The following is a 26216-nucleotide window of genomic DNA, read 5'->3' on the forward strand; positions in this document are numbered from 1 at the left end:
TTGTATCACTCTCAATTAACCAACAAACAAATTATGAAATCAATTGCAAGGATTAGTGTTTTATGTATTATTCTATTATTTTCTTACTATTCTCTGGCTCAAGCTGATATATTAGAAAAACTTGAGGAAATTGCAGTAGTAGATCAAAAGGTTATGATGCCGATGCGAGATGGTGTGCGATTGGCTACTGACATCTATAGACCTAAAACAAATGAAAAAGTCCCAATTATTTTTTCCAGGACCCCTTACAACTTTAATTCTTGGGGTGATGGCGAACAAAGAACTCGTACAGCTCAACGCGCTTACGACGCTGTAAAACGAGGATACGCTTACGTAGTACAAAATGAACGTGGCCGTTATTATTCAGAAGGCGAGTGGGATATTTTAGGCGTTCCTTTAACTGACGGCTTTGATGCCTTTTCTTGGATGAAAGACCAATCATGGTCTAATGGAAAAATTGGAACCATAGGGTGCTCATCTACAGCAGAATGGCAGATGGCAGTTGCAGCTTTAGATCACCCTTCTCATGCGGCTATGGTACCACAGGCTTACGGTGCTGGTGTTGGTCGTGTTGGGGATTTTTTCGAGCAAGGAAATTGGTATCGTGGTGGTGTAGAACAAATGCTCTTTTTTTCTTGGTTGTATGCCGTTGAGCACGATAAATTTAAGCCACGAATTCCTGCCGGAGCCACACAAGAAGATTTAATTAGAATTTCTAGATTCTATGATTTGGCTCCCGAGAACCCAAGAGTAGATATGGCAGAAGCCTTATCCCATTTACCTATTCAGGATATTCTTCAAAATATTAATGGAAAGCGTGAGGTATTTGATAAAATGGTACGACGCAAACCCAATGATCCTGATTGGTATAAAGGCGGACTATATCATGATGATATGGGCTTCGGTGTACCTAGTTTTTGGTTTGCCTCTTGGTATGATGTGTCCATTAGTCCAAACCTAGCCCTCTTTAATCATGTTAGAAATAATGCAGAAGATGCAGAAGTAAGAGATAATCAGTATATGGTCATTGCTCCAGTATTGCACTGTAGATATACAAGGGCAACCGAAAATACTATGGTTGGTGACCGTAATGTTGGCGATGCCAGACTAAATTACGACGAGCAAATCTATGCTTGGTTCGATTGGTGGCTGAAAGGTGAGACTACCGATTTTAAAGAAAAAACACCAAGAGTACAGTACTACACTATGGGAAGTAATAAGTGGCAAGCTTCAGAGCAGTGGCCACCAGAAAATACAGAACTGGTTACCTATTATTTAAATAGTGGAGGCGATGCTAATACCATGTATGGCGATGGTGAACTAACCACAGCTATGCCAAGTAAAGACAACCCAGATTCCTTTGTATATGACCCTATGAACCCGGTAAAATCCTATGGAGGTAATGTCTGCTGTACGGGAAATGCCGTGCAAGGCGGTGCCTTTGACCAGCGTATTATGGAAACACGAAATGATATTTTAGTCTATACTACGAATGTATTAAAGGAGGGTGTAGAAGTTACGGGATTCATAGAAAGTACCTTATATGTGTCTTCTGATGTTAAGGATACGGACTTCACCATTAAATTAATTGATGTATATCCCGATGGTACAGCTTATAATCTCGATGAAACTATTCAGCGTGCGCGTTTCCGTGAGGGCTATGACAAGGAAGTCTTTATGAAAAAGGGCGATGTCTATAAAATTGATTTAACACCAATGGCCACAAGTAATTATTTTAAAAAAGGCCATAGGATTAGAATAGAAATCTCTAGTAGTAATTTTCCAAGATTTGCAAGAAACCTAAATACAGGTGGTAATAATTATGATGAATCAGAAGGGGTAATTGCAACTAATTCTATTCACCATTCAAAAAAATACCCTTCACATATCAAACTTCCAATTAAACAAGACTAATCAATAATTTCACATTATATACCAATGAAACATATATTCCTTTTATGCTTGGCTCTTTTTTTGAGCTTAGGCCAAGTTTGTGATGCTCAAAAAAAATCAAAAAAGAATACGGATAACAAAACACCTTTAGAGGAAATCTCTATTTCTGGTCTTAAATGGCGTAATGTTGGCCCCGCCATGACTTCTGGACGTATTTCAGATTTTGCCGTAAATCCGAACAACCCTTTTGAGTATTACGTAGCCACATCTTCGGGCGGTGTATGGAAAACTAGCAATGCTGGTGTGACTTACGCACCTATTTTCGATAGTCAAGGGTCTTATTCCATCGGTTGTGTGACTATAGATCCAAATAATGCAAACGTGATATGGGTAGGCACAGGAGAAAATAACAACCAACGTTCGGTAGCCTATGGTGATGGTATATATAAGTCTATGGATGGTGGTAAATCTTGGAACCACATGGGTTTAAAAAATTCCGAGCATATTGGTAAAATTATAGTCCATCCTGAGAATTCAAATGTTGTATATGTGGCCGCTATTGGGCCGTTATGGAGTAAAGGCGGTGATAGAGGGTTGTATAAAACAGAAGACGGCGGGGAAACGTGGACATCTATAGTGGATGTAGATGAGCATACTGGTGTTAATGATGTTGTTATGGATCCAAGAGATTCCAATGTGCTTTATATTTCAACCTTGCAACGACGACGACATGTTTATACCTATGTAGGAGGTGGACCTGGTTCTGGAATGCATAAAACTACAGATGGTGGCAAAACATGGACTAAATTAGAAAGTGGTTTACCCAATGAGGAGTTGGGAAGAATTGGACTTGCCATATCACCAGCTAATCCAGAAATTATCTACGCTATTGTTGAAGCAGCTAACGGAAAAGGAGGTTTCTATGCGTCTACCAATAGAGGAGCTAGCTGGGAGAAGCGTAGCTCTCATGTTACTAGCGGTAATTATTACCAAGAGATTATAGCGGATCCTATAGATGAACATACGGTTTATTCTATGGATACCTGGATGTCCGTAACCCACGATGGCGGTAAAACCTTTAATATGGTAGGTGAGGATACCAAACATGTTGACAACCATTGCATGTATATAGATCCAACCAATAACCAACACTGGATTGTTGGTTGCGACGGCGGTATCTACGAAACCTTTGATGCCGCAAAAACATGGGATTTTAAAAAGAACTTACCCGTAACCCAGTTTTATAAAGTTGCCGTGGATAATGATGTCCCGTTCTACAATATTTACGGCGGAACACAAGACAACTTTAGTTTAGGAGGACCATCGCGTGTATTAACGGAACATGGCATTAGAAATTCAGAATGGTTTATCACCAATGGTGGTGATGGTTTTGAATCACAAATAGACCCTAACAACCCAAATATAGTATATGCCCAATCCCAATATGGCGGATTAGTGCGTTTTGATAAGAAGAGCGGTGAGAAAGTAGGTATTAAACCAAAAGCACGAAAAGGAGAGAATGCGTATAGATTTAATTGGGATGCACCACTTGTAGTGAGCAGACATGTTCCTGGACGCTTATATTTTTCGGCAAATAAAGTGTTTAAGTCCGATGATTATGGTAATAGCTGGCAGGTTATCAGTGAAGACCTTTCACAACAAATTGATAGAAATGCATTAAAGGTTTACGACCGTGTGGTAAGTATTGATGCCGTTATGAAAAATGGCTCTACATCACAATATGGTAGCGTCGTTGCGTTCTCAGAATCTCCTTTAAATAAAAATCTTTTAGCAGCAGGTACCGATGATGGATTAATCCACATATCTGAAGACGGCGGCACAAATTGGCAAAAGATTTCGAATGTGCCAGGAGCACCGAATCAATCTTATGTCAATAGCGTGTTTTTATCAAAACATGATGAAAACGTAATATACGTGGCGTTCAACCATCACAAATTTGGAGATTTTAAACCCTATATTTTTAAATCTTCCGATAAAGGAAAAAGTTGGAAAGCCATTCAGTCTAATCTTCCTGATCGCGGCAGTGTTTACGCCATTGAGGAAGACCACGTGGATAAGGATCTTCTTTTTGTTGGTACTGAATTTGGCGCTTTCTTTTCGCCAGACCAAGGCCAACATTGGAAACAGCTTAAGGCTGGTCTACCAACAATTGCAGTTAGGGATATCGCTATTCAAGAACGTGAAAACGATTTGGTCTTAGGCACTTTTGGTCGTGGGTTTTATGTTATGGACGACTATTCGCCATTGAGAGCTATTGAAAATAAACCACCTGACGAAGCGGCTAAGATATTTCCAATAAGAACAGCATTAATGTGGGAAAAGAGCAGTCCATTAGGACTTCCAGGAAAGTCCTTTCAAGGTGATAATTTTTATACCGCACCAAACTTGGGTCCAGAAGCACTAATAACCTATTATTATAATGAGGATTACAAGTCACTAAAAAGTAATCGCCAAAAGGAAGAAAAAGAACGCATTGAAGCAGGTGAGGATACACCGTATCCAAGCTATGACAATTTAAAGGCCGAGTCTGATGAAATGAAGGATGAATTAGTCTTTACTATTAAAGATGCTAATGGTGCGGTGGTTAAAAAAGTGTTTAAGTCTGCCAAAAAAGGGGTGCAGCGTTTCCATTGGGATTTGAGGTACACACTACAAGACCCAATTGATTTGAGTACACCATCGTTTTATAATCCCTTTGGAGGTAGTGATGAAGGCACCTTAGTTGCTCCTGGAATCTATAGTGTAGATATGGCTCTGATGAGGCAAGGACAACTTATTACATTGACAGATACTTTAAGCTTTGAAGTTAAAGCACTTGATAATGTAGAGATGCCAGCTGAGAATCGAGCAGAAAAAGTAGCCTTTCAAAAAAACTTGGCCAAACTTCAAGCAGATTTTGGTATTGCCCAAAATTTAATGTCTGAGTCTAGAACTAAACTGCGCTACATCAAAGCTTCCATTAAGCGTGCAGAACAACCTTTAGGTCCACTTACTAAAGAAGTGATGGCTATAGAAAAGCAGTTAAAGGAGGTACAGTTGGCCATGTATGGCGACCCTGTAAAACGACGTTTAGATATGGACCAACCACCCTCACCTGCTAGTCGCTTAGGAAGCATTGGCTATGAACAGAAATACTCCACGGCAACACCAACGCAAACCCATAGAGACAGTTATGCTATTGCAAAACAAGACGTAATGGCCATTAAATCTAAAATGGAGCGCATTTTCAACGAAGACCTTAAGACCTTAGAGCAAAAATTAATTAATTCTGGCGCACCATACACACCAGGACGTGGATACGAAAACCAAAATTAAAATGAACACAATGAGATTAGTAATTCTAATATGCTTTTTGTGCCTTTTTGGCACCACTATAGCGCAGAAAAAAGTGATGCAAAACGAGGATAAAGCCCTCTGGAATCGCATTAGAAATGTGAATATTTCCAATTCTGGAGACCATATGCTGTATGAGCTTGGACCTGAAGAGCAAGACCAAACGCTTCATCTTCAAAAAATAAATGGTAGTAAGATAATGTCTTACCAACGCAGTCAAGGCGGTCAATTTTCCTATGATTCAAAGCATGTTGTATTTACGGCGAACGCCTTTAAGGACAGTATTAGGGAAATGAAACGCCGTAAAGTTAAAAAGAAGGATTTACCCAAGGACACCCTCATTATTTATGATATTGAATCTAAGGGCTTAACGAAAATCCCTAATGTAAAGTCCTATAAAATGCCCGAAAAATGGTCTGGTGTTGTGGCTTATATATTGGAGCCTATAAAAAAGCAAAAGGATACTGCCAAAACAAAGGAAAAGGACACTACAAAAACGAAAACAAAACTTAAAAAGGTATCAAAGGACAACGGTTTCCATTTGGTAATACGACAACTAGCAAACGGTGCTGAAGATACCTTGAAATATGTACACAGCTATACTTTGGCTAAAGAAGGTAAGCATCTTGTTTATGCTACATCTGGTGAGGTAGATAGTATTGGTGGTGGTGTTTACCACTACAATGTTGACAAAGCAGAGAAAACCCTGCTTCTGGCTAGTCACCATAAAACAAAATATCCGCAATTGGCCATTTCCGAAAGCGGCGAACGCATCGGGTTTGTAGTTGATGCCGATTCTACCAAAAGTCTAATTAAAAAGCCTAGTCTTTATGCATGGCGTCAAGGAGAATCTAAAGCAAGCCGCATAGTAGCTTCTGAGGATAATGCCTCAAAACTATTGGTGTCTTCGGATGAAAATTTACGATTCTCTAAAAATGAGAAACGCTTATTTTTTGGCTTAAGAACGACACCCATCGTACAAGATACCACCTTGCTCGATGAGGAGATTGTCAATGTTGAAGTTTGGACCTATGACGAACCAAGGTTATACACCGTACAAGAATTAGATGTTAAAGACGATAAGAAAAAAGCCTATTTATCACTTTTCGATTTTGAAAATGACAAGATGGTTCCTATTGCCGATTTAGACTATGACCTTGCCCGATATGCCGATGAAGGTAATAGTGAATATGCCTTAGTGGGAAATCAAACACCTTATTTACTGCAAAGCCAATGGACGGCACAGCGACCAATGGATATGCAACGAGTTAATTTAAGGACTGGAGAACGTGTTGATTTAGGCACCAAAGTTTACGGTGGATCGTCCTTAAGTCCAAAGGGAAAATACCTTTATGGCTACAGCAGAAAAGATAGTACTTGGTATACCTATAACCTTAAAACCTTAAACTATAAAGCCCTAACAAAGGGGCGTCAGTTTTATAATGAGTTGCACGACTACCCGGATGACCCTTACAGTTATGGCGATGCAGGCTGGACTGAAAACGACGAAAAGTTTCTTATTTATGATCGCTATGATATCTGGGCCTTTGACCCAGAAACTGGCACATCGGAAAATCTAACAAAGGGACGAAAAAATAAATTGCGCTATCGTTATTTGCGCCTAGATGAAGACGAACGTTCCATTTCAAATACAGAGAATTGGTTGTTAAGCACCTTCAATGAGGATAATAAGCATGGTGGTTTTGCCAATTACAACCCTAAGAATGGACAGGTAAAACAGATTATTGATGGTCCATTTAGTTATGGAAGACCAATGCTAGCACAAGAGGATAAAAAAGAACGACTCCTGTTCACAAGACAATCCTTTACACAATTTCCTAATTTATGGAGCACAAACCGTTCATTTAAATCACCAAAACAAATTACAGATGCTAATCCACAGCAGAAGGATTACAATTGGGGAACGGCAGAAATGGTAGAATGGGTGTCACTAGACGGCAAGCCTTTACGCGGTATGCTCATTAAGCCAGAGAATTTCGATCCGAACAAAAAATATCCTATGATTGTGAACTTCTATGAGAAAAGTTCTGATGGATTATATCGTCACCGCGCACCTTCTTATGGTCGTAGTACGATTAATTATCCCTTTTACGCCAGTCGTGGTTACGTTATCTTTAACCCAGATGTCTACTATCGCGATGGCTATCCTGGGGAAAGCGCCCTTAATTGTGTAATTCCAGGTATTACAGCACTCATTGATAAAGGCTTTATAGATAAAGATAATATTGGCGTACAAGGCCATAGTTGGGGCGGCTATCAAATTGCCTATTTGGTTACTAAAACCGATATTTTTAAGGCTGCCGAATCTGGTGCTCCGGTACCTAATATGATCAGTGCTTATGGTGGTATACGTTGGTGGACAGGACTGAGCCGCCAGTTTCAATACGAACACACCCAGAGTAGGATAGGAGGGACACCATGGGAATACCCTCAGCGCTATGTAGAAAATTCGCCTATTTTCAATATTGATAAAATTAACACACCATTATTGGTTATGCACAACGATGCTGATGGTCATGTACCTTGGTACCAAGGTATTGAGCTTTTTGTAAGTTTAAGACGATTGGGAAAACCGTCGTGGTTTCTCAACTATAACGACGAGCCACATTGGCCTTTAAAAATGCAAAATAGAATAGATTTCAATATTAGAATGTCGCAATTCTTTGACCATTACCTTAAAGGCGCAGCAAAACCTGTTTGGATGAAGCGCGGCGTACCAGCCTTAGAAAAAGGCATCAATCAAGGCTATGAGTTGCTTAATAGCGATAAAGACTAAAAAACGTACTTTTAAGACACCTTAGGAGTCGATTCTTGTACCGTTTTTTTAATTTCTAACAAATGCATGACGATTGATGATAGCTCAAAACGAAGAAATCGCTTATCTTTTTTGCTAAAGTCTTCAATATGATGCTTGTAGATAGATTCAGCGCCATTTTTTATAGATATAAAAAAGCTGTCATCACTAGCATCTAGGGATACGGAACTTTTAAAATGGGTTTCATTCAAAAGCCAATACGATAGGCTGTTAATTTGTGTAAATAAGGATAGATTCTTGTCCATAATAAGTAGGTGTTAAATTAAATGAGGGAAGCTCTAGGAGGGAAGTTGTACTAAATTAAGAAGTGAAATAGCTTCCTTCAAATTAAAAAAGATTATCGGTAACATTTTTACTGCAAGATGCAGAACTATGCAAAAATCATAGTCACTTAACAGGTGAAACCTGTTGATATGTTTTATAAATTAGTGTCTTAAAATAGGCATAAAGTGAGCATTTATCAATATCTTTAGGCCGCCTTCCAAAGGACGACCCTAGGTTGATTGGACTACGCAATAGTCCACATGGTTTTAGTTATTCATTTGCAGCATCACGCAGTTTCGGTTTAGTTAAATCTCTTCTTTTCAAGGTATTAGAACAAAAGATTAATTTAATATTTATACATGGGTAGATCTCAACAGACCTTTAACAAATCAGAAAAAGAAAAAAAACGATTAAAAAAACGCGAAGACAAACGCAAAAAAATGGAGGCGCGCAAAGCTGAAAAAGAAGCCAATGGTACCTCAGGTATTCCGTTGGCGTATGTTGATTATAACGGTAACCTTACTGATACACCGCCAGACCCAACTAATAAAGTAAAGGTAGAGGCCGAAAATATTGAAGTAAGTATTCCTAAAAAAGAAGATAGTGACGAGGAGTTTGATCCAGTACGTCAAGGAAAGGTCTCTTTCTACGATTCCTCTAAAGGTTTTGGTTTTATTATTGATATGGAAACCAACGAAAAGCATTTTACACATGTTAGTAATCTCGAAGATGATATCGCTGAAAACGATAAAGTAACCTTTGAACTCGCCAAGGGTAAACGAGGTATGGACGCTGTTAAGGTGAAGCTTAAATAAGCTCATTAATCTGTAATTGTAATTCTTAAGTTTTATATGGCCTTAAAACCTAAACAGTTGTGGTGGTTACAAGGTACAACCGGTGTTATTTTAATAGGAAGTGGTTTGTCCTTGGCCATAGAAGCCAGCCACTGGAAACATCTAGAAGAGCCGCTTTGGCAGTGGGTTAGTGGTGGCACTTTAGGGATAGCACTTGTAGTTATTGGCATTATTAGTCTTATTAAAGCAGGACGCCAAGAAGATGCATAACTTTTACTAGTATTGTCTTAAGCACTTTTTCGTTACGCTTTACTATAATTTGCCTACAAAACAGTATTTTAGCTCGACTATCGGTTATAGTATAACAAATACATATGCGACTATTTAATGCCTTTCGCTATAATATGCTATCTAAACAAAAATTCGGACGTTATTTATTATATGCCTTGGGTGAAACCATACTCGTGGTCATAGGTATATTAATCGCTTTATGGGTAAACCGTATGAGCGAAGACCGTAATCTTAACGCACAGACCCAACAGACAGGGCGGATGGTGTTAACGCAAATGCAGAAGGATGTTAGGGAAATAGATAGCGTTTTGGTAGACTGGGATGCTGCCAGCAAGGTTGCAGATACCATATTGCGACTCACTAAAAAAGAAGAGCCCATACCAATAACATGTCAGCAATGTCCCAGTTTTGTCACTGGAGCTATTTTACCAACGCTATCAGACCGAATTCCCAAGATTATAACCAATAAAACCCTAGCCGAAGGTGAACTGTTAGATCTACTTAACGAAATAGAATTTCATTATATCGAAGCCTTAAAAACCTCTGAATTTCATGAAAACACGGTTATAGAGTTTACGAAAACCACCTTACAGTATTGGCAAGAGAATTTTTCATGGTTTGCCGATTTATCTGGCCGTGGTAACTGCCCAGACGATTGTTTAGACTATTTTTATAAAAGTGATGATTATCGCAACCGTGCGACATATTACGAATTAATTTTACTAGACAGTTATTATTATGAAGTTGATGTCTTTAAAGAGCGTAACCAAGAATTTATTACAAGATTAGAGGCCTTACTTAATAAAACGTTGTAAGTGCAAAAGGCAGGAACCTAGTCTTAGTGTGCCAATGCTATTGTACATCCTATATAATTCTATTTTACAAACTATCTGAAAGACATTATCCTTGGGATGATGGATAGAAGATATAGAGCGAAAGGTAAAGATATCTTGAATAATTTTATTTTACATAATATAAATTATAGTACATTTTGTAACGATTAGCGTAATAGCGCTTTTGGGCGATATTTGACATAATCATAGTTCTAGAGACACGCAGTGTTCTATAACGCTAATGATTATGTACAGGCTAATTGTGGGTTTGAAACTATTCCACCAAATTAACTTTTAATAATAATTGCGTATCCAAACGCTCGATTGTTTTGTAAACTCAAATGCGCAGCATTCATGAGCTCTTTATTAAAACAATAGAAATCTAGCGAATAACTTCCAGCCGCTTGCCAGCGCATTATAAAACCTTCACTTTTTGATATGTTCTAAAAATCGTGTATTCGATAAAATATACGTCCCAAAAAATTTTAAGCGATTCTCGTCAATTTGCCACAAGAGCATAAAATTACTCTGCGAGATAATTTCTATGCACTTGTTATATTTAGAACTCCAATTAATCCTTTTTTTTGTGTTTCATTATCTTTTGTCTTGAAACAAAAGAAACAAAAATTCAAGGCTGCATATAATTTTGGAAACAATTTACGGTTCATTCGCTATATTTTAGGAAACATTGTAACTTGTTAAGACTGCTTTGAAATCCCTTGTATAATTCCAACTCTTAAGAAACTAACTTACTAAAACCCTAAAATATACACGCTCATTTCTCCTATTGTTTTAGCCAAAATTTTATGAGGCCAGCTTTGGCATCGAGATTCTATTTTACATAATATGAAAAGGTCAAAAGTCTTGAATTGATACATCTATTCCGTGTAAAATCAAGGCATCTCTATTTCTTTTTAAATCTGCAGCAACTGCATAATTTAATTTATAAATTCTATCTATTTCTTCGTTAATCTTCTCTTTGATAAGTTCAATTATTTCAAATGAAGTTTGTCCATTAAAAAATTCTATAAAACCAATAGTAGCAGAACTTACAAAAGCTCCCAAATGCTCATTATTCCAAATCCAAATCTTCTTTTTATATCCAATATAACAAAGAACACCATTATCATTTATTAAGTCTGCTCCTAATGTCAATCCTGAACTACAAGCAAATGTATAAATGAATCCACCTGTAAGAGCTACACCATTCAAATTAGTTGAAATATAATCTTGATTTCCCCTGGTTAATGCAACAGAACTTCCGTGTGAAAATGCCCCAATAATAAACCTTTCTTTAGGGTTAGCAAATGCAGCAATACCAGTATGATGTATTTGTGGACTAGTCAAGGATGAAAATTGAATGTGGCTTGAAGTAAAATACTCTTCAATCACTTCTTTACATATATTGAAAAAGAAACCGGCTCTGACGTCATTTTCATCAGTAATAAGTAAAGTATCAGCCATTATAACTTCTCTTTACCTCTCAATAATAAATCAATTGTAAGAGCATTTAGTCTCTGAGCAAAATCCTTGCCTATTTCTGTTTGGTTCCGAACTTCAGATAGAATGTCATTTAATGAATAAGCATCACCTTCCGTAGAAAAATAAATCGGCTTATCTTTATCTTCAGGGCTTTCAATTATCCAGTCTTCAATTGAATTTTCTATACTTTTTTCTAAAAACAAATATGCTTTATCTACTATTTCCATAGCTTCAGCTATAGAACAATCTTTACTTAAAAATCCAAAAGCTCTATTATTAATAAAATCACTAAACTCTTCATTTGCTTGATTAATACCACTCCAAAGAATAACAGGAACTAATGATGAACTAGAATAAATTTCTTTCAATAAATCGTGACCATCTAAAATATCATCTTTAGAAAATTCAATGTCTAAAAGAACTATTAAATTTATCTCTAAGTTGCTTTTAATAAAATTTAAACCTTCCTGTGGATTTGAAAAAAACTTAACATTTTTAAATTTATCCTCTAAAGTAAATAATAAAGGATGCTCCTCAATCTCCTTATTATCATCTATTATTACAAAAGTTACTTCCATTGATAATTATTTTTTAAAAGGTAAAGTGATATTAAATGTTGCGCCTGTAGGTTTAAATTCATTATCTACCACTTCAATACTTCCTTGCATAGCCTCAACTCTTGTCTTAACCATATAAAGACCCATTCCAGCACCACCCTCTTCTGCTGTATCTGTGAAAAAAATATCAAAAATTCGGTGTTTATCTTTTTCTTTTATTCCTATTCCATTATCTGAAAAAAGAATAGTGACTTCATTCTTCGATGTCAAACTACTACATTTTATAATTTTCTCTTTATTATCTTTCAATGCTTTAATTGAATTGGATATTAGATTGTCAAAAATATCCTCAATTGCTTTTCTATTATAATTCAGAATTAAATTATCTTTTATCTCTACTATTGTTTTAATACCTTGTTCATTCAGTCTATCGTAATAAATATTATCAAAAAGATTTAGTATTAATTCCTTTAAATTTATTTCTTCCAGTTCAGTATCAGATTTGGCATATTTAAGCATAAAGTCTACACCTTTTCTTAGTTTCAACATTTCTTTATAAATACTCTTTGAAATACTAATAAATCTATCTTCTAATTTTGGATTAGGGTAATTATTATAAAAGTACTCTGCACCTGTTAAAATATGGCCTAAAGTATGTTTTGTCATATGTGAAAACATAGCAGCATAAGTTTGTAATGATACTAAACTCATAAACAAGTTTTCCTGCTGTTTACTTTCTTTTTCTAGCTTAGAGTAATCTTTAATACTTTTTGTAACACTACCTTGTATCTTTCCTAAATTTGCCTCTATACTTCTAAGTTTAGCTTGTACTTTTGGGGAAGCTTCTTTTTTTACTGATGCAATTTCTTTTTTAAGTGTTTTTAGGTCTTGATTTGCGGCTCCTAAACTTGACTTGGTATTTTCTCGCTCTACTTTTTTTACATTTTTAAAATAAGACTCTAATTGGACTATTTGCTCAATGATAAACTTTCTTAATTCCTCCCAAGCTTCATTTTCAACAAAACCTTGTCGATTGGTAGATTCTATTATTTCAGGATTATTTTCATCGGTTATTTCTACGTAACCAAGTAAATCCCTAGTGCCAAATCTATCAAAAAAACCAGACCATCTTCTTTTATCGATTCCAAGTATATCTTTTTGTTTGTTTTGGTCAGCTACATATTCAGCAAATGGAGTGGTAATAATACCATCTCTATATATTTTTATTCCGTCAATTTCTGAATTGAAATGCTTTTTATATTTACTCTTTGCTGGTTGGTCAAAATAATAAAGTGTCAATTTTAAAAATCCACAAGGTCTTACTGGAACATTTATTTTACTTAGGCTTCCTTTTTTATACTGTAATATTTCTTGAATTTTATTCTTCTTGTCAAATGTCAACTCAATTTTTTTGGTAGCGAAATCTATTAATTGAGTTTTTACCTTAATATCATCAAATTCTGTATAAGGAGACTTTATTGTAATATTAAAAGGGTATTTACTAGAAATAGATGAATTCGGAGGCACTAATTTAGATAGTTCTTTAAATGCTCTGCTAATATCATTTTCAGTCCATATCTCATTTACTTGAGATATCTCTAGAGTTGTACCTTGCTTTTCATTTTCACCAATATCATACCAATATTTGTTTTCAACATCGGTAAAAAAAGGTTTATCATCTTCGAAATTTAATTTTAATTGAGAATCCTCAAGTTTAGAATAATATGACCAATCTGTTTCTAAACATAAAATATCTGAACTGTTCTTTTTCTGTGTTTTAAGAACTAATTTATCTCCTAATTTATCAACCGCAAATCTACCTATTCCTTTCTTTCCTGCGACTTTTCTTTTGTGTGGTAATGGAGATAACCGTTCTCGCCTTTTACTACTTGTACCAATAACCATCCATTTGTTTTTGATATCGGAAAATTGCATTCCTATACCATCATCTTTAATGATTATTTTTGAATTTGGAGTTAAAGGATTTATATCAATAAATTCTACTGTAACATTTTCAGCATTTGCATCATATGCGTTTTTAACTAATTCAAACAGCGCAGTTATCCTATCAGTTATAAGTTCTCTACCAATTAGTCTATAAGCACTAACATCAAAGTTAAATTTAATTGATTTCTCCTTTTTTAACGACATTAGCTCATTTCGTTTATTTGTTCAAATAATGCCTTTGCAAGTAACGGAGGTACTGCATTTCCGATTTGCTGTTGCATATACATTAATGTTCCTTCAAAAATAAAAGTATCAGGAAAGCTCTGTAACCTAGCTGCTTCTCTAACCGATAAACCTCTGTTTTCAAAAGGGTGTATTAGCATATTTTTTCTATAGTTAGAAATGACTACTGATGGTTTTTCAGAATCTAGTCGTTTATAAATACCCGAATGACAATTATTTTTATCAGCATAATTTTTCATTAAATCATCTGGAATTGCTTTCCAATTTTGTCCTTGTTTAATATGCTTGTATCTTTCCAAAACATAATCTTTATTTCTTGAAACATAATTTTGGAATGAAAAATTAGAATTCACTCTCATTTTATCTGCAAATTCATTATTGGCTAAACTTGTATAAGGTAAAGATTCAATAAAATCTCCATTTTGTAAATTTGGTAAATCTAAAATTGCATCCGCAACAGTATACTTATTAATTGAAGCTTCTGGAAACTTAAACTTTATCCCATTTTTATTTCCAACCATAAAAAACCGCTTTCTATCTTGAGGAACACCATAATCTGAGGCAGTTAATACATCAAAATTTACAGTATAACCCAGATTTTCAAGTCGCTTTTTTAGCACCTCTACCACTTTCCCTTTTTGAAAACTTCTAAAACCTTCTACATTTTCAAAAACACACCATTCAGGTTCTAATTCTTCAATAAACCTTAAGAATTCTTCAAATAAGCTATTTTTTTCATTACGAGCATTTCGCGTAACTGTATTTGATAAAGAAAATCCTTGACAAGGTGGTCCACCAAACAAGACAAACGGGTTTTTAGAAATTAGTTTAGTTGGGTTGACTTTTCTAATATCCTCTACAATTACTCTAGATGACTTATGATTATTGCTAAAAGTATCTGCTGCATACTTATCATTTTCAACAGCAAAGGAAATATTTATACCAGCCATTTCAGCACCAAGGCTCATACCTCCTGCTCCACTAAAGATATCACAACCAAGTATAGAAGTATTTATATCTTGATTGATATTTAGTTCAACTGGTATTTCATTATTTATTAATGTGCTCATTTACTTTTAAAGTTTTACAAGCTTTAAATCTTTACATATTTCTTTCATTACTTCACTAGGGTCTACGTCTAATGCTAAAGCAATAAGATAAAGTTCATCAACTTTCAACTTTGTTTTCTTATTATTAGATAACTCACTTAACCTAGTTTTACTTAGCCCAGTTTTTCTAGCAACATCAGAACGATTTACTGATTTTCTTGACAAATACAAACCTAATTCAGTCATTTTTATCTGTTTTTAAGACTATAAATTTAAAAAATAAGAAATATCATTCCGACTTTCTAAACTTTAAATTTAAATATTGTCCGAATATAAGAACATTTGTTCTGACTATTGAATATTTTGATAAGATTTTCCATTCCACACACATTACGCTTCCCTCCTACGTCGTCGCATAAAAAGTGTTCCATTAACATCGTAGAAGAAACCTTTAAGAATAAATTTTTTTAGGAAACTTAAGAAGAACCTTTCGCTTTTAACCAAAGCTCAAGTTACATAACGCAGAACATTATAGGACAAATACTATTGTTGGTTATTTAATGATAGTGTACCACTTTATCAACTATAATGATATTATGTTAATTATCCCAGAAGCTTTAGTATTAATAGTTTTAATGTGCAGTACTTGGGCATTAAACTAGAAACAGTTTGCTTCACAGATCTATAAAAGCATTTTTTCCTATAATTTGCCGTTATGTCAAATGTCCGCTGTCAAATACTCAAATGTTTTTTATAAAACCAAAAATGAGAAATTTTCCTAATTTTAAAAGTGCAGTATTTATTATAATACTCGAATTTATTTTTTAAGTTTATTTTTAACAAACTGTTTTGAATACATATAAATAATTCTTATTTTACTCATAACTAACCTTTTATAGTATTTTGAGTATGAAAAATCTTTACATTTTACTTTTTTATTTTTCGGTTTGCAATTTATCCAGCGGACAAATATTAGCCTTTGACAATTTTTCTTATCCTGATGGACCACTTGTCGGGAATGGTGCTTGGGCTGCGACCTATGGTAGTTCAAATACAATACCAGTAATTTCTGGAGAAGTATTAATTGACATGGATGGTTTGAGCCCTAGTGCTGGAACAAACCTATCGTTTAGTTCAGTATCTGGAGACATTTTCTATAGTTTGGATTTTACTGTAACTGATGTAATTTCGATGGTCGGTGGCGCAGATCGTGAAACCTTTGCGTACTTATTTGATGCAACGGCAATGTTGGCAGGATGGCGAGCTAGGATAGATGTGGTCTCACCTACTGCCTCTGGAGATTACTCTATTGGCATTTCTACAGGTTCTAATGCAGCTGATACTGTTTGGCCAAATGATTTAACAGTTGGAGTTACCTATAATGCTATTGTTAGATACAACCAAATCGAAGATATTGCAGAATTATGGATTAATGCGTCTTCACAGAGTGATCCCTCAATTTTAGGAACTGATGGATTAACTCCTTTAACTATGGTCGCTTTTGGCCTTCGCCAATCAAATTCACAAATTAATGAAACTGTTTTAGTTGACAACGTATTAGTATCTTCTTCATTTAACGAAATTCTCCGTATTAATGAATCCATAATTAAAGATTTTAAACTATTTCCAAATCCTGCTAATAGGAATTCACAGAGTGTTTATATTACAAGCAAACACAATGGGTCTAAGAATGTAGAAGTCTTTAATGTACTGGGAGAAAAACTATTTACAACAGTAATTCAAGGAGAAGAATTAAATATTTCCAGATTAACTGAAGGTTTGTATGTCCTGAAGATTACCGAGAATAATATTACGATTACCCGAAAGTTAGTCGTCAACTAAATCATTCAAGATTCATGAGCTCAGTAACTTAAAATAGATATCTCGCGAATAAAGCCCGTCCTTATCCCGAATCAAGTTTGAGACAGGCGCCACGCAAGTACATTATACTTTTAATTATGGATTATGTGGTGGATGATTTATAGTTAAAACAAATAGAAACTATAGATTTAAAATAGTCTCGAACAGTAAATCTAAACCATTTTTTGAATAGCACTTTTTAGTAGTATTTAACATAATCTGAGATATAAGAACTATTTAACTGCTCGCAGCTGTTGTTGCAGCAATTGAAGATGTCATCACCACAACGAGCATGGTTAAAATTACATCGTGTACCTCTTTAATGGTAGTGCTTATAACCAAGCTATTTTTTGCATCAGCGATAACACGTTTTATGTTGTCTTTACAGCGCTTAGCCCGATCTTTACCATAAACGGTTTTATTTAAATCACAAGTGTCTATAAGACTAATGAGCATCAGCTCCTCTAATGTTGGTTTAGTATTTGATTCTATGAGTTCGTATAATCGCTTGCGCAGCACATGCTCTGGCTTAGCGTTAACGGTTGGAAATTTATCATTGTTAAATACCCAGAGAAATTTTTGTTCTCTTTTAACCAAAATTCCCTTTAAAATAAGCTTATCGAGAATTTCTTTTTTAATGGCGCGTTCTTTGTTGCCCAACTTTTCTATCCAATATTTAAGCGAGCGTTCTTTTTTTGAGGTTCTCAAGAGTTCTAAATACCTCTCCAGCAATACGTCATCTAGGCGTTCTGAGCTATTTACAACCACTTTTTTGTTAACTATTTTGATAGATTCTTTTAAGGACAATTCTAATAATATAGCACCAGCCAAGCCATAGGTTAAGGCAAATGGCCCTGAAACAAAAGTTCCCTTTTCATCATCTAATGCCAATAGCAGCATTTTATCTGCCAAGTTTAAGTCTATCATAATATAGGTTTGAATACATCTGTTAGTTTGTCTAAACGTATAAATGTTACACTAAAGGTGTATTAATTACAATTCTATTGGTGATTTACATGTTTTTAAACAATCTATGGGATGATCAAATCCTTAGCCTATAAATATTGTAATTTTACAGTTCATTAAACAAGCACTTTGCATCCTAACAATAATCATCACGCACCCTACGATTTTAAGGCTTTAATACAAGCCCATCCACTATTATCTAAATACGTCCACGTGGGTAAGGCTGGTATTGATACCATTAATTTTGCCGATACAAATGCCGTAGTGCATCTAAATACAGCACTTTTAAAGCATCACTATGGGCTTAACGATTGGCGCATCCCTCCTAACTACCTCTGCCCTCCTATTCCTGGTAGAGCAGACTATATCCATTACCTGAAGGATTTACTTGCACAAGATGGCTTGCCTACACACATAAAAGGATTGGATATTGGCACTGGAGCCAATTGTATTTATCCCATACTCGCTAACCGTATCTATCAATGGCATATGATTGGGAGCGACATAAATCCTGCAGCGATTAGCTATGCCAAGGCAAATATCAATGCCACAAAAGGCTTAAATGAGGCCATAGAGATTAGACATCAGACCACTAATGCTCATATATTTGAAGGCATACTCCTAGAGAACGAGTATGTTCATTTTACCATGTGTAATCCACCCTTTCATGCCTCGGAAGAAGAGGCTTTAAAAGGTACCCTTCGGAAACTGCGTAATCTGGGAGATCAAGCACCATATCGCACAAAAAAAGAAATCGTTTTAAATTTTGGTGGGCAAGCCAATGAGCTATGGTGTAATGGTGGAGAAGCCCTTTTTATCAAACGAATGATAAAACAAAGTGTTGCTTTCAAATCTCGCGTAGGATGGTTTACCACCTTGGTCTCCAAAAAAGAACATCTCCCGAAACTATACAAGCAACTCTCCAAATTAAAGGCCACACACCAAACGATTCCTATGGCACAAGGCCATAAACAAAGTAGAATTCTTGCCTGGAAGTTCTAATAATACGTCTGTATTAGAAAATTAGGTAAATTCATTTTAAATATTTAAACAAAAAGCCACCACTGCCTGTGGTGGCTTTTTAAATTTATCTCAAGAGATAGGTTTTATTTTGGCATTACAACCGTATCAATAGCGTGAATAACGCCATTGGAAGCTGCAACATCTGCTATAGCAACAGTGGATGAACCACCATTAGCATCCGTTAATACCACTTTACCATCATTAAGGCTTAAATCAATACTTCCACCTTGAACTGTAGTTACTGTAAATTTCCCATCATTGTTAGTAATGGCGTCTATCACAGCACCTGCTTCAAATTTTCCTGCAACTACATGATAGGTTAATATACCTGTTAACTGGTCTTTGCTTTCTGGCAGCAATAAGGTTTCAACCGTACCTTCTGGCAATTTTGCAAAAGCGTCATTGGTTGGAGCAAAAACAGTAAAAGGACCTTCACCACTTAAAGTTTCGGCTAAGTCGGCAGCAACTACAGCAGTCACAAGAGTCGAGAAATTATCGTTTCCAGATGCTACACCGACAATATTTGGTGTTTCCTCTACAACTTCCTCAACTTCCATTACTTCTTCTACCTCGGTAGTTTCTTCCGTATTGTCTTTTTTCTTATCGCCGCATCCTACAAATAAAAATGTACTTAATGCTAAAATGCTTAATGTTTTAATTGTTTTCATTTTGTATTTATTAGTTAATAGGCTAAAGTTAAGGATTACTCTTTTTTGTTTAGCATTATTAACAAAACATTAAACAAAATAAATATGACCGCCGAAGGGTTTATTAAATTTTAATCGAACCGTTACCGCGATTTATTGCTATTTAGTTTGGTTCTATATCACACATCGCCTTAACATGTGCAAAAACCTCAATACCGTTGATTACCATTTCTAAATTCTGAGACGCCATTTTAAGACCCTTAATAGTATTTACCATGCCATCTGGTGCCATGGCCAATAAACTATACTGAGAACCATTTGGCCCTATGGCTCTTATGGCTATAGTGTTGCCTATTCTGCGAACACCTCTAACATCTAATCTTTTGCCATCTTCTGTTAAGGCTTTAATAGAAATAAGGTTACCAGCTTTGTCAATTCCGTTTAGCGGAAATAGGTCTTCTTTTTTATTTAAGATCAATTTTACGGGCAAACGTTCGCCATTACTAAGAACCTTAACGTCTAAAAGACTGCTGTCCTCGGCATATTGTATGGCTTTTACATCGTATATCTTACCATCTTGAGCAATTGCTACCACTTGTAATAACTCGGCATCTGGACTGTAAGCCTTTATATCCCAAAAGATTTCAGGATGTAGTTCGGTTTCAGGTTTGTGCGTGTTGGTCTTTGTGATTTGAGCGTTGGTTATGGCGAAACTGCAGCATAAAACAGCAGTTAGCCAAAATCTCATTTTGGTGACTAATGCTTTCATAGTAAATTGATTTAGTAATCTTCAATGTAGTACTAAATGAGAAAGATTCTTATGATATTAATCAGTATAAGTAAAGAACTTTTTTAACAAAAAAAAGCCCATCGCAATGGATGGGCCTTGGTTTAAAAACTTGAAAGTATATAAATTAGATAACTTTTACATTCACTGCGTTTAATCCTTTTTTGCCTTCTTGTAAATCAAACTCAACGGTATCGCCTTCGCGAACTTCATCGATCAAACCTGAGATGTGTACAAAATGGTCTTTGTCTTGTCCTTCTTCTGTGATAAATCCAAATCCTTTAGATTCATTAAAGAACTTTACTGTTCCTGTGCTCATTATATTCTATTATATTAAATTATAAGTGGCAAAGGTGAGACTATTTTTTGGATAAACACCTTTTTAAATCCTTTATTTTCAATTTATTGCTTATTCAATGACGTCGCGAAGTGGCGTTTAATTAAAATTTTAGTGCTTTAGGGTACTAAAAACTGGTCTTGCCACCCCCCTTCTTGTTTGGAGAACTTAAGCCGTAAATGATTGGGCCGCTTTAATTGAAGATACTCTATTGTCGTTGGCACTATATGTATAGCACAAAAATGATGCTGTTCTAAATTGTAGCTGGTATGATCTGGATTAGCGATAGGTGTTCCTGGTGCTGACGCCGTAATGTAGTCTTTTCTGGAATGTTCTGGAATGTTATTCCAATAGGTCTTTAAGGTATGTTTGTCTTCTACAAATTGTGCTTTACCATCAACTTTTACTTGAATTAATTTTTTAGGATGATAAAACAAGGCACTTACTGTATTATTGTTTTTTATGTCTTCTACCTTTTGAGAACGTAAATCTGTAAAAAAGAGCAGATTAAAATCGGGTAATAGCTTTCTGAGTACTACCGTACGCTGTCTTGGCGCTTTCTTGTGTACTGTAGCTAATGTAAAATACCGAAACGGATGGCGTTTCTTAGCATAGCCGTTAATCAATTCTGCTTTTATGTCCTCTAAATAGCGTTGTTCCATAGCTTTTTGTTCAAAAGTACTGAAAAAGTAACAGGTATCCTGACTCAAGACCCATATGACGGAAATCATTGTGTGGGTGCTTCAAATGCTTAAATTAGAGATACAAATCATTCTCCTATTACAATGAAAAAGCGAATTCTTCTACCTACGGATTTCTCCAAAAACGCAATGAATGCCATTTCATATGCCTTGGATCTTTATACCCAGGACTCCTGTGATTTCTATGTTCTAAACACATATACAATAGAACCTTATACCATGGAAATGAATGCTTTAAGCACCATGGAAGAATCAAAGAAAAACTCTACAATAAAACTGTCACGTTTATTAAAGCATTTACAGAAAAAGACTTGTAATGCCAACCATAATTTTCATATGATCTCTGAGTGCAGCGCTTTACTGGACGCTATGCAAGAGCTCATTAATTCATACGATATTGATATGGTAATTATGGGTACAAAAGGAGATACAGACTCTAGGACTGAGGTTTACGGCAGCCAGACCGTTTTGGCTATAGAAAAGCTTACGGCCTGCCCTATTTTGGCCGTACCCGCAGGAGCAAGTTTCAACGGTATTAATGCTATTGTTTTTCCCACAGGTTATCACACGCCTTACAAACGACGCGAATTTCAGTATCTCATTGATATAGCAGAAAAAACCAATGCGACTATTAATATTTTTCATGTGGTAGATGGTTCAAAGGGCCTTTCGAAAAGTCAACTACAAAAACAAGAGTTGTTAAGAGGCTATTTTGAGCATATCAAGTACAAATTCCATAAGGTGGAAGCGAGTAATGTGCAGAAGGCACTGGATAGTTTTATTGAAGAATTTGATTGTGATATGGTTGTATTCATTAATAAAAAGCATAATTTTTTACGTTGGGTATTGTCTAAACCTATGGTAAAGCAACTGACCTATTACTCTACTGTACCCATTTTAGCCTTGCACGATAACAGTTAGATAAGATATAAGTTCACTCCTTAAGCGTCAACGTATGCATTTTCTTAATGAAAGTCACATTTTAATATTTCTGCTTCAAGTTCTGGTACTGATAAGTATGGCTCGAACCTTTAGCGTTATTCTTGAAACTGTAAAAATACCTGCTATTGTGGGCGAGATTCTCGCTGGAGTCTTATTAGGTCCTACGCTGTTTGGACGCTTCGCTCCCAGGCTTCAAAACACCTTATTCCCTGATGATACCATACAGTGGACCATGCTCGAAACGGTCTCATGGCTAGGTGTTTTCTTTTTGTTATTGTCCTCTGGATTTCACGTCGATATTAGAAAGGCTATAAAAAGCGGTCGTGCTGCTGTTTTAATAGGAATAATTGGTGTCTTAATTCCTATAGCAGTAGGATTTCCCGTATTTTATACTTTTGATTCTGCCCTTTGGGGAAAGGAAGCTAATGCCCTTTCGTTTGCCTTATTCTTAGCTGTAGCAAGTTCTATTACTGCTATATCTGTAGTCGCACGTAGCTTGGGAGACTTAAAAATCAGTAACACGGAAAAAGGCTCTTTGGCCTTGTCGTCTTGCGCCATTAACGATATTTTTGGATGGTTCTTGTTTTCTCTAGTCATCTCCTTGGTGACTACGCATAGTGAAAGTACATTGGCCTTGATTGCTTCTGTTATTGGCGTTATTGTTTTTGTGTTACTAAGTGTCATTTATGGAGCTAGATTATTAAGTTCTGCCTTGCGGCGAGTTGAAGGCACAGCCTTATCCCAGCCTGCTGCATCTCAAACGTTAATTGTAAGCCTCGGCTTACTATGCGGTGCTATCACCCAATGGCTTGGTATTCATGCCATACTAGGGTTTTTCCTTGCAGGGGTAATTGCCAAAAGTGCTGAGGCCGTATCAGACGATCACAGAAATAGTGTGTCAGATACCTTACATGCCATATTTGTACCCTTGTTCTTTGCTACATTAGGATTAAAAATAGACTTTCTGGCTGGTCTTGAACTTTGGCCAACACTTATTTTTACGGCAGTTGCCATTCTTGGTAAGTTCTTTGGTGCTTGGTTAGGGGCTAAACTTGGAAAAGAAAGCAATCAAAGTGCAGTCTTAATGGGTATAATTTTTACACCTGGTGGTGCCATGGAAATTGTTGTCGCTACTCTAGCGCTTGAGGTTGAGTTAATTGGACAGGTGATTTTTGTAGCGATTGTTTTTGCTGCCTTATTATCTTCCATTTTAGCAGGTCCTTTAATAGGACTTCAAAAACGAAGAATGATGTTGTTGCAGGAATAAAACTGGTGCTAAGTCGTAATTACAAAATAAAAAACGCCTCCATAATTAGGGGCGTTTTGATTTAAAAAGTTGTTTTAAAATATCTTATAGGATTTCAACCAATTCTAAGTCGAAGGTTAAATCTTGTCCTGCTAAGGGATGATTGGCATCCACGATAATATGATCTTCATTAACAGCTGCAACGCGAAACTGTTGCTCTGCACCCTGACCGTTAGAACCAACTAGGCCCATACCAACTTCGACCTTTAAATCTTCTGGTAATTGTGATTTTGCTACTTTTTGAAAGAGGTCTTCAACAACTTCACCATAGGCTTGTAACTTGTCAATAGTTATGGTTTTCTTTTCGTTAACTTCCATATTAATAAGTCCATTTTCAAACCCAGGAATCAACTGCCCTTCTCCTAATTTTACTTCTAGAGGTTCTCTTTCTAAGGAACTATCAAAGACTTGCCCATTGTTTAACTTTCCTGTATAATGAACTTTAACCGTATCATTTTCTTTTACTTTACTCATAAATCTGTACTTAATTTTTTAAATAAGTTGCAAAGGTAAGCACCTTAAAACAGTTTAAAGAATATTTTGCGTAAACCTATAATTTTTCCCTTCAGTAGATTATTACTGGTTTTCTAATTCTATAAACGTATTGTAGTGTTCGTAACGTTCAAAAATCTGATTGACGTAGGTTACAGGCTCCGTCCCTCGCACATAACCATATTTAATAAAGGGTTTATTGTAATTTTTTCTGTAGCGCAATTCTAAAAGCATATCAGCGACGTCGTTCCACTCTTTTGGATTTAGACCATTTTCCTCTGCCAGTCGCTGTGCATCTTGCAGGTGTCCCAAGCCACAATTATAGGCTGCCAAGGTTAACTTTACACGGTTTAGAGAATCGTTGATATGATTAAACTGGTCATAAATCTGACTTAAATAGGTGGTGCCACCTCTTAGGCTTTCAGCAGGGTCGGAAATGTTTTTAATACCTAAAGACTCTGCAGTTGCAGGCATTACCTGCATTAAACCTTGTGCACCAGCCCAAGAGCTAGCCTTGGGGTCAAATTTAGATTCTTGATATACTTGCGCTGCTAATAATCGCCAATCCCAACCTAAAGTTTGGGCGTAAGCTTTAAGCATTTCATCATAAGCACTAATTTGATTGTTTTTTAAGCTGTAATATTCACTTGCTGTGCGCCTTCTAAAAGAGCGCTTATTCTTAAAGTATTTGTTATAAATGACATTGTAATGTTTCTTTTTTCGTTGAGAAATAATCCATTCATTCACCACCCTACGAAAATCTTTTGACTTCTTGCGCGTGACCCAAGCAATACGCTGTGAAAATGAAATAGGTACACTAATATCTAAAATAGGACGACTAGACGCATTTATTTTAGCAAGATTCTCGTCTGCAATAGTGTACTTTATCTTACCGTCAGCAACCATGTCCATAATTTCTCCGGTACTTAATTTACTGTCTAAGGTATCTATATGGATGGTTCCTCCTATTTCATTTGATAAACTTACCAAACGTTCATAATATGCCGAATTTTTGCGAATGGAAACCGTATCGTTAATTAATTCAATGGGGTCATGGATTATAGCATTATGAAGACTCTTCCATGAAAGCCTGCGGAAATTATCTGGTTTTTTCTGAACCAAAACTTGTTTGGTGAGATAAAGATAATCGGTAAAGTCTACTTCCCATTTACGTTGATTAGTTACCGTCATTCCATGAGCAATAAGGTCTACATCTCCTCTATTGAGCACCTCAAATTGAGAATCTAAATTATCTGAGATAACCAACTCTAGCTTTAGTCCTAAATCATTTGCCAATTGATTGAGTAGTTCATATTCAAAGCCCATAGCCTGCCCTTTGTATAAAAAGTAACTTGTGCTACTATATACAACCAATGCGCGAAGTACACCTTCTTTTTTAATAGCCTTTAAATCCCTATCCACTGCATTGGCAGCGCTTGGACTTATTTCATTGCCAAAATCATCATAAACAGCTTTGTTGCTATCCCTGCAGCTTGTAAGCACACAGAGAATAAGCAGGTAAAAAAGAGTTCTAATTTGATTCATGGCTTATAATCAAAGATAAGAATAATTGAAATAGGCCGAATTTAAGACCGGATAAATCTACTATGCT

At 35.8% G+C, this 26216-nt stretch carries 23 protein-coding genes; 10 read left to right on the forward strand and 13 right to left on the reverse strand.

Annotated elements, in window-relative coordinates:
• Positions 1–33 precede the first annotated feature (33 nt).
• From J4050_RS09370 to J4050_RS09380, 3 genes are read left to right on the forward strand one after another with little or no spacing between them, the layout of a single operon-like run.
• Positions 34–1914, forward strand: coding sequence for a CocE/NonD family hydrolase (locus J4050_RS09370; RefSeq protein ID WP_208154316.1), 1881 nt, complete (start codon positions 34–36; stop codon positions 1912–1914).
• 24 nt (positions 1915–1938) lie between these two features.
• Complete coding sequence (locus J4050_RS09375) at positions 1939–5229, forward strand: VPS10 domain-containing protein (protein WP_208154317.1); 3291 nt, start codon at positions 1939–1941, stop codon at positions 5227–5229.
• A gap of 10 nt (positions 5230–5239) precedes the next feature.
• Positions 5240–8044: a S9 family peptidase gene (locus J4050_RS09380; protein WP_208154318.1), complete on the forward strand. Its 2805-nt coding sequence runs from the start codon at positions 5240–5242 to the stop codon at positions 8042–8044.
• Positions 8045–8055: 11 nt separating this feature from the next.
• Here the strand turns inward: J4050_RS09380 and J4050_RS09385 are convergent, their stop codons facing one another.
• The gene (locus J4050_RS09385) at positions 8056–8328 is read right to left on the reverse strand and encodes a hypothetical protein (RefSeq protein WP_208154319.1); all 273 of its coding nucleotides are present in this window, start codon (positions 8326–8328) and stop codon (positions 8056–8058) included.
• A gap of 378 nt (positions 8329–8706) precedes the next feature.
• Between J4050_RS09385 and J4050_RS09390 the strand changes: the two genes are divergently transcribed.
• The 3 genes from J4050_RS09390 to J4050_RS09400 all read left to right on the forward strand — a co-directional run bounded on the left by J4050_RS09390 (position 8707) and on the right by J4050_RS09400 (position 10247).
• Positions 8707–9162 (forward strand): cold-shock protein, encoded by a 456-nt coding sequence (locus J4050_RS09390; protein ID WP_208154320.1) that lies wholly within the window; start codon positions 8707–8709, stop codon positions 9160–9162.
• Between the two features lie 36 nt (positions 9163–9198).
• Positions 9199–9411: a hypothetical protein gene (locus J4050_RS09395; protein WP_208154321.1), complete on the forward strand. Its 213-nt coding sequence runs from the start codon at positions 9199–9201 to the stop codon at positions 9409–9411.
• Positions 9412–9515: 104 nt separating this feature from the next.
• The gene (locus J4050_RS09400) at positions 9516–10247 is read left to right on the forward strand and encodes a hypothetical protein (protein WP_208154322.1); all 732 of its coding nucleotides are present in this window, start codon (positions 9516–9518) and stop codon (positions 10245–10247) included.
• Positions 10248–11120: 873 nt separating this feature from the next.
• Here the strand turns inward: J4050_RS09400 and J4050_RS09405 are convergent.
• Genes J4050_RS09405 through J4050_RS09425 form a run of 5 tightly spaced genes read right to left on the reverse strand, consistent with a single transcriptional unit; the run spans position 11121 to position 15789 of the window.
• Positions 11121–11729, reverse strand: coding sequence for a hypothetical protein (locus J4050_RS09405; protein WP_208154323.1), 609 nt, complete (start codon positions 11727–11729; stop codon positions 11121–11123).
• Complete coding sequence (locus tag J4050_RS09410) at positions 11729–12325, reverse strand: response regulator (protein ID WP_208154324.1); 597 nt, start codon at positions 12323–12325, stop codon at positions 11729–11731. Before J4050_RS09410 ends, J4050_RS09405 begins: the two co-directional genes overlap by 1 nt.
• A gap of 6 nt (positions 12326–12331) precedes the next feature.
• Positions 12332–14455: a sensor histidine kinase gene (locus tag J4050_RS09415; protein WP_208154325.1), complete on the reverse strand. Its 2124-nt coding sequence runs from the start codon at positions 14453–14455 to the stop codon at positions 12332–12334.
• Positions 14455–15564 (reverse strand): DNA cytosine methyltransferase, encoded by a 1110-nt coding sequence (locus J4050_RS09420; protein ID WP_208154326.1) that lies wholly within the window; start codon positions 15562–15564, stop codon positions 14455–14457. Before J4050_RS09420 ends, J4050_RS09415 begins: the two co-directional genes overlap by 1 nt.
• Before the next feature lie 6 nt (positions 15565–15570).
• Complete coding sequence (locus J4050_RS09425) at positions 15571–15789, reverse strand: helix-turn-helix domain-containing protein (RefSeq protein ID WP_068484751.1); 219 nt, start codon at positions 15787–15789, stop codon at positions 15571–15573.
• Positions 15790–16452: 663 nt separating this feature from the next.
• Here J4050_RS09425 and J4050_RS09430 point away from each other — a divergent pair.
• Entirely contained in the window at positions 16453–17385 is a 933-nt protein-coding gene (locus J4050_RS09430) for a T9SS type A sorting domain-containing protein (protein WP_208154327.1), read from the forward strand.
• 255 nt (positions 17386–17640) lie between these two features.
• Here J4050_RS09430 and J4050_RS09435 read toward each other — a convergent pair whose 3' ends face one another.
• Positions 17641–18330: a GOLPH3/VPS74 family protein gene (locus tag J4050_RS09435; RefSeq protein WP_208154328.1), complete on the reverse strand. Its 690-nt coding sequence runs from the start codon at positions 18328–18330 to the stop codon at positions 17641–17643.
• A 168-nt stretch (positions 18331–18498) separates the two neighbouring features.
• Here J4050_RS09435 and rlmF point away from each other — a divergent pair, with 168 nt between their 5' ends.
• On the forward strand, positions 18499–19371 hold the full coding sequence (gene rlmF, locus J4050_RS09440) for a 23S rRNA (adenine(1618)-N(6))-methyltransferase RlmF (RefSeq protein WP_208154329.1): 873 nt from the start codon (positions 18499–18501) through the stop codon (positions 19369–19371).
• Between the two features lie 104 nt (positions 19372–19475).
• On the opposite strand, the gene J4050_RS09445 is transcribed toward rlmF, so the two are convergent.
• The 4 genes from J4050_RS09445 to J4050_RS09460 all read right to left on the reverse strand — a co-directional run bounded on the left by J4050_RS09445 (position 19476) and on the right by J4050_RS09460 (position 21894).
• A complete protein-coding gene (locus J4050_RS09445) occupies positions 19476–20060 on the reverse strand; it encodes a fasciclin domain-containing protein (RefSeq protein ID WP_208154330.1) in 585 nt (194 codons plus the stop codon).
• Positions 20061–20202: 142 nt separating this feature from the next.
• Positions 20203–20808, reverse strand: coding sequence for a DUF7486 family protein (locus J4050_RS09450; protein ID WP_208154331.1), 606 nt, complete (start codon positions 20806–20808; stop codon positions 20203–20205).
• Positions 20809–20953: 145 nt separating this feature from the next.
• Positions 20954–21145: a cold-shock protein gene (locus tag J4050_RS09455; protein WP_208154332.1), complete on the reverse strand. Its 192-nt coding sequence runs from the start codon at positions 21143–21145 to the stop codon at positions 20954–20956.
• 137 nt (positions 21146–21282) lie between these two features.
• Positions 21283–21894 (reverse strand): pyridoxamine 5'-phosphate oxidase family protein, encoded by a 612-nt coding sequence (locus tag J4050_RS09460; RefSeq protein ID WP_243878601.1) that lies wholly within the window; start codon positions 21892–21894, stop codon positions 21283–21285.
• A 54-nt stretch (positions 21895–21948) separates the two neighbouring features.
• Here J4050_RS09460 and J4050_RS09465 point away from each other — a divergent pair, with 54 nt between their 5' ends.
• Both J4050_RS09465 and J4050_RS09470 read left to right on the forward strand, forming a co-directional pair.
• Positions 21949–22785: a universal stress protein gene (locus J4050_RS09465; RefSeq protein WP_208154333.1), complete on the forward strand. Its 837-nt coding sequence runs from the start codon at positions 21949–21951 to the stop codon at positions 22783–22785.
• 97 nt (positions 22786–22882) lie between these two features.
• Positions 22883–24073 carry a cation:proton antiporter gene (locus J4050_RS09470; RefSeq protein WP_208154334.1) on the forward strand — a complete coding sequence of 397 codons (1191 nt, stop codon included), beginning with the start codon at positions 22883–22885 and terminating at the stop codon, positions 24071–24073.
• Between the two features lie 84 nt (positions 24074–24157).
• Here the strand turns inward: J4050_RS09470 and J4050_RS09475 are convergent, their stop codons facing one another.
• Together J4050_RS09475 and J4050_RS15365 are read right to left on the reverse strand one after the other, a co-directional pair.
• Positions 24158–24586, reverse strand: coding sequence for an FKBP-type peptidyl-prolyl cis-trans isomerase (locus J4050_RS09475; RefSeq protein ID WP_208154335.1), 429 nt, complete (start codon positions 24584–24586; stop codon positions 24158–24160).
• A gap of 102 nt (positions 24587–24688) precedes the next feature.
• Entirely contained in the window at positions 24689–26149 is a 1461-nt protein-coding gene (locus J4050_RS15365) for an MltF family protein (protein ID WP_208154336.1), read from the reverse strand.
• Positions 26150–26216 lie beyond the last annotated feature (67 nt).

The sequence above is a fragment of the Winogradskyella pelagia genome (assembly GCF_017581965.1).
Lineage (GTDB): Bacteria > Bacteroidota > Bacteroidia > Flavobacteriales > Flavobacteriaceae > Winogradskyella > Winogradskyella pelagia.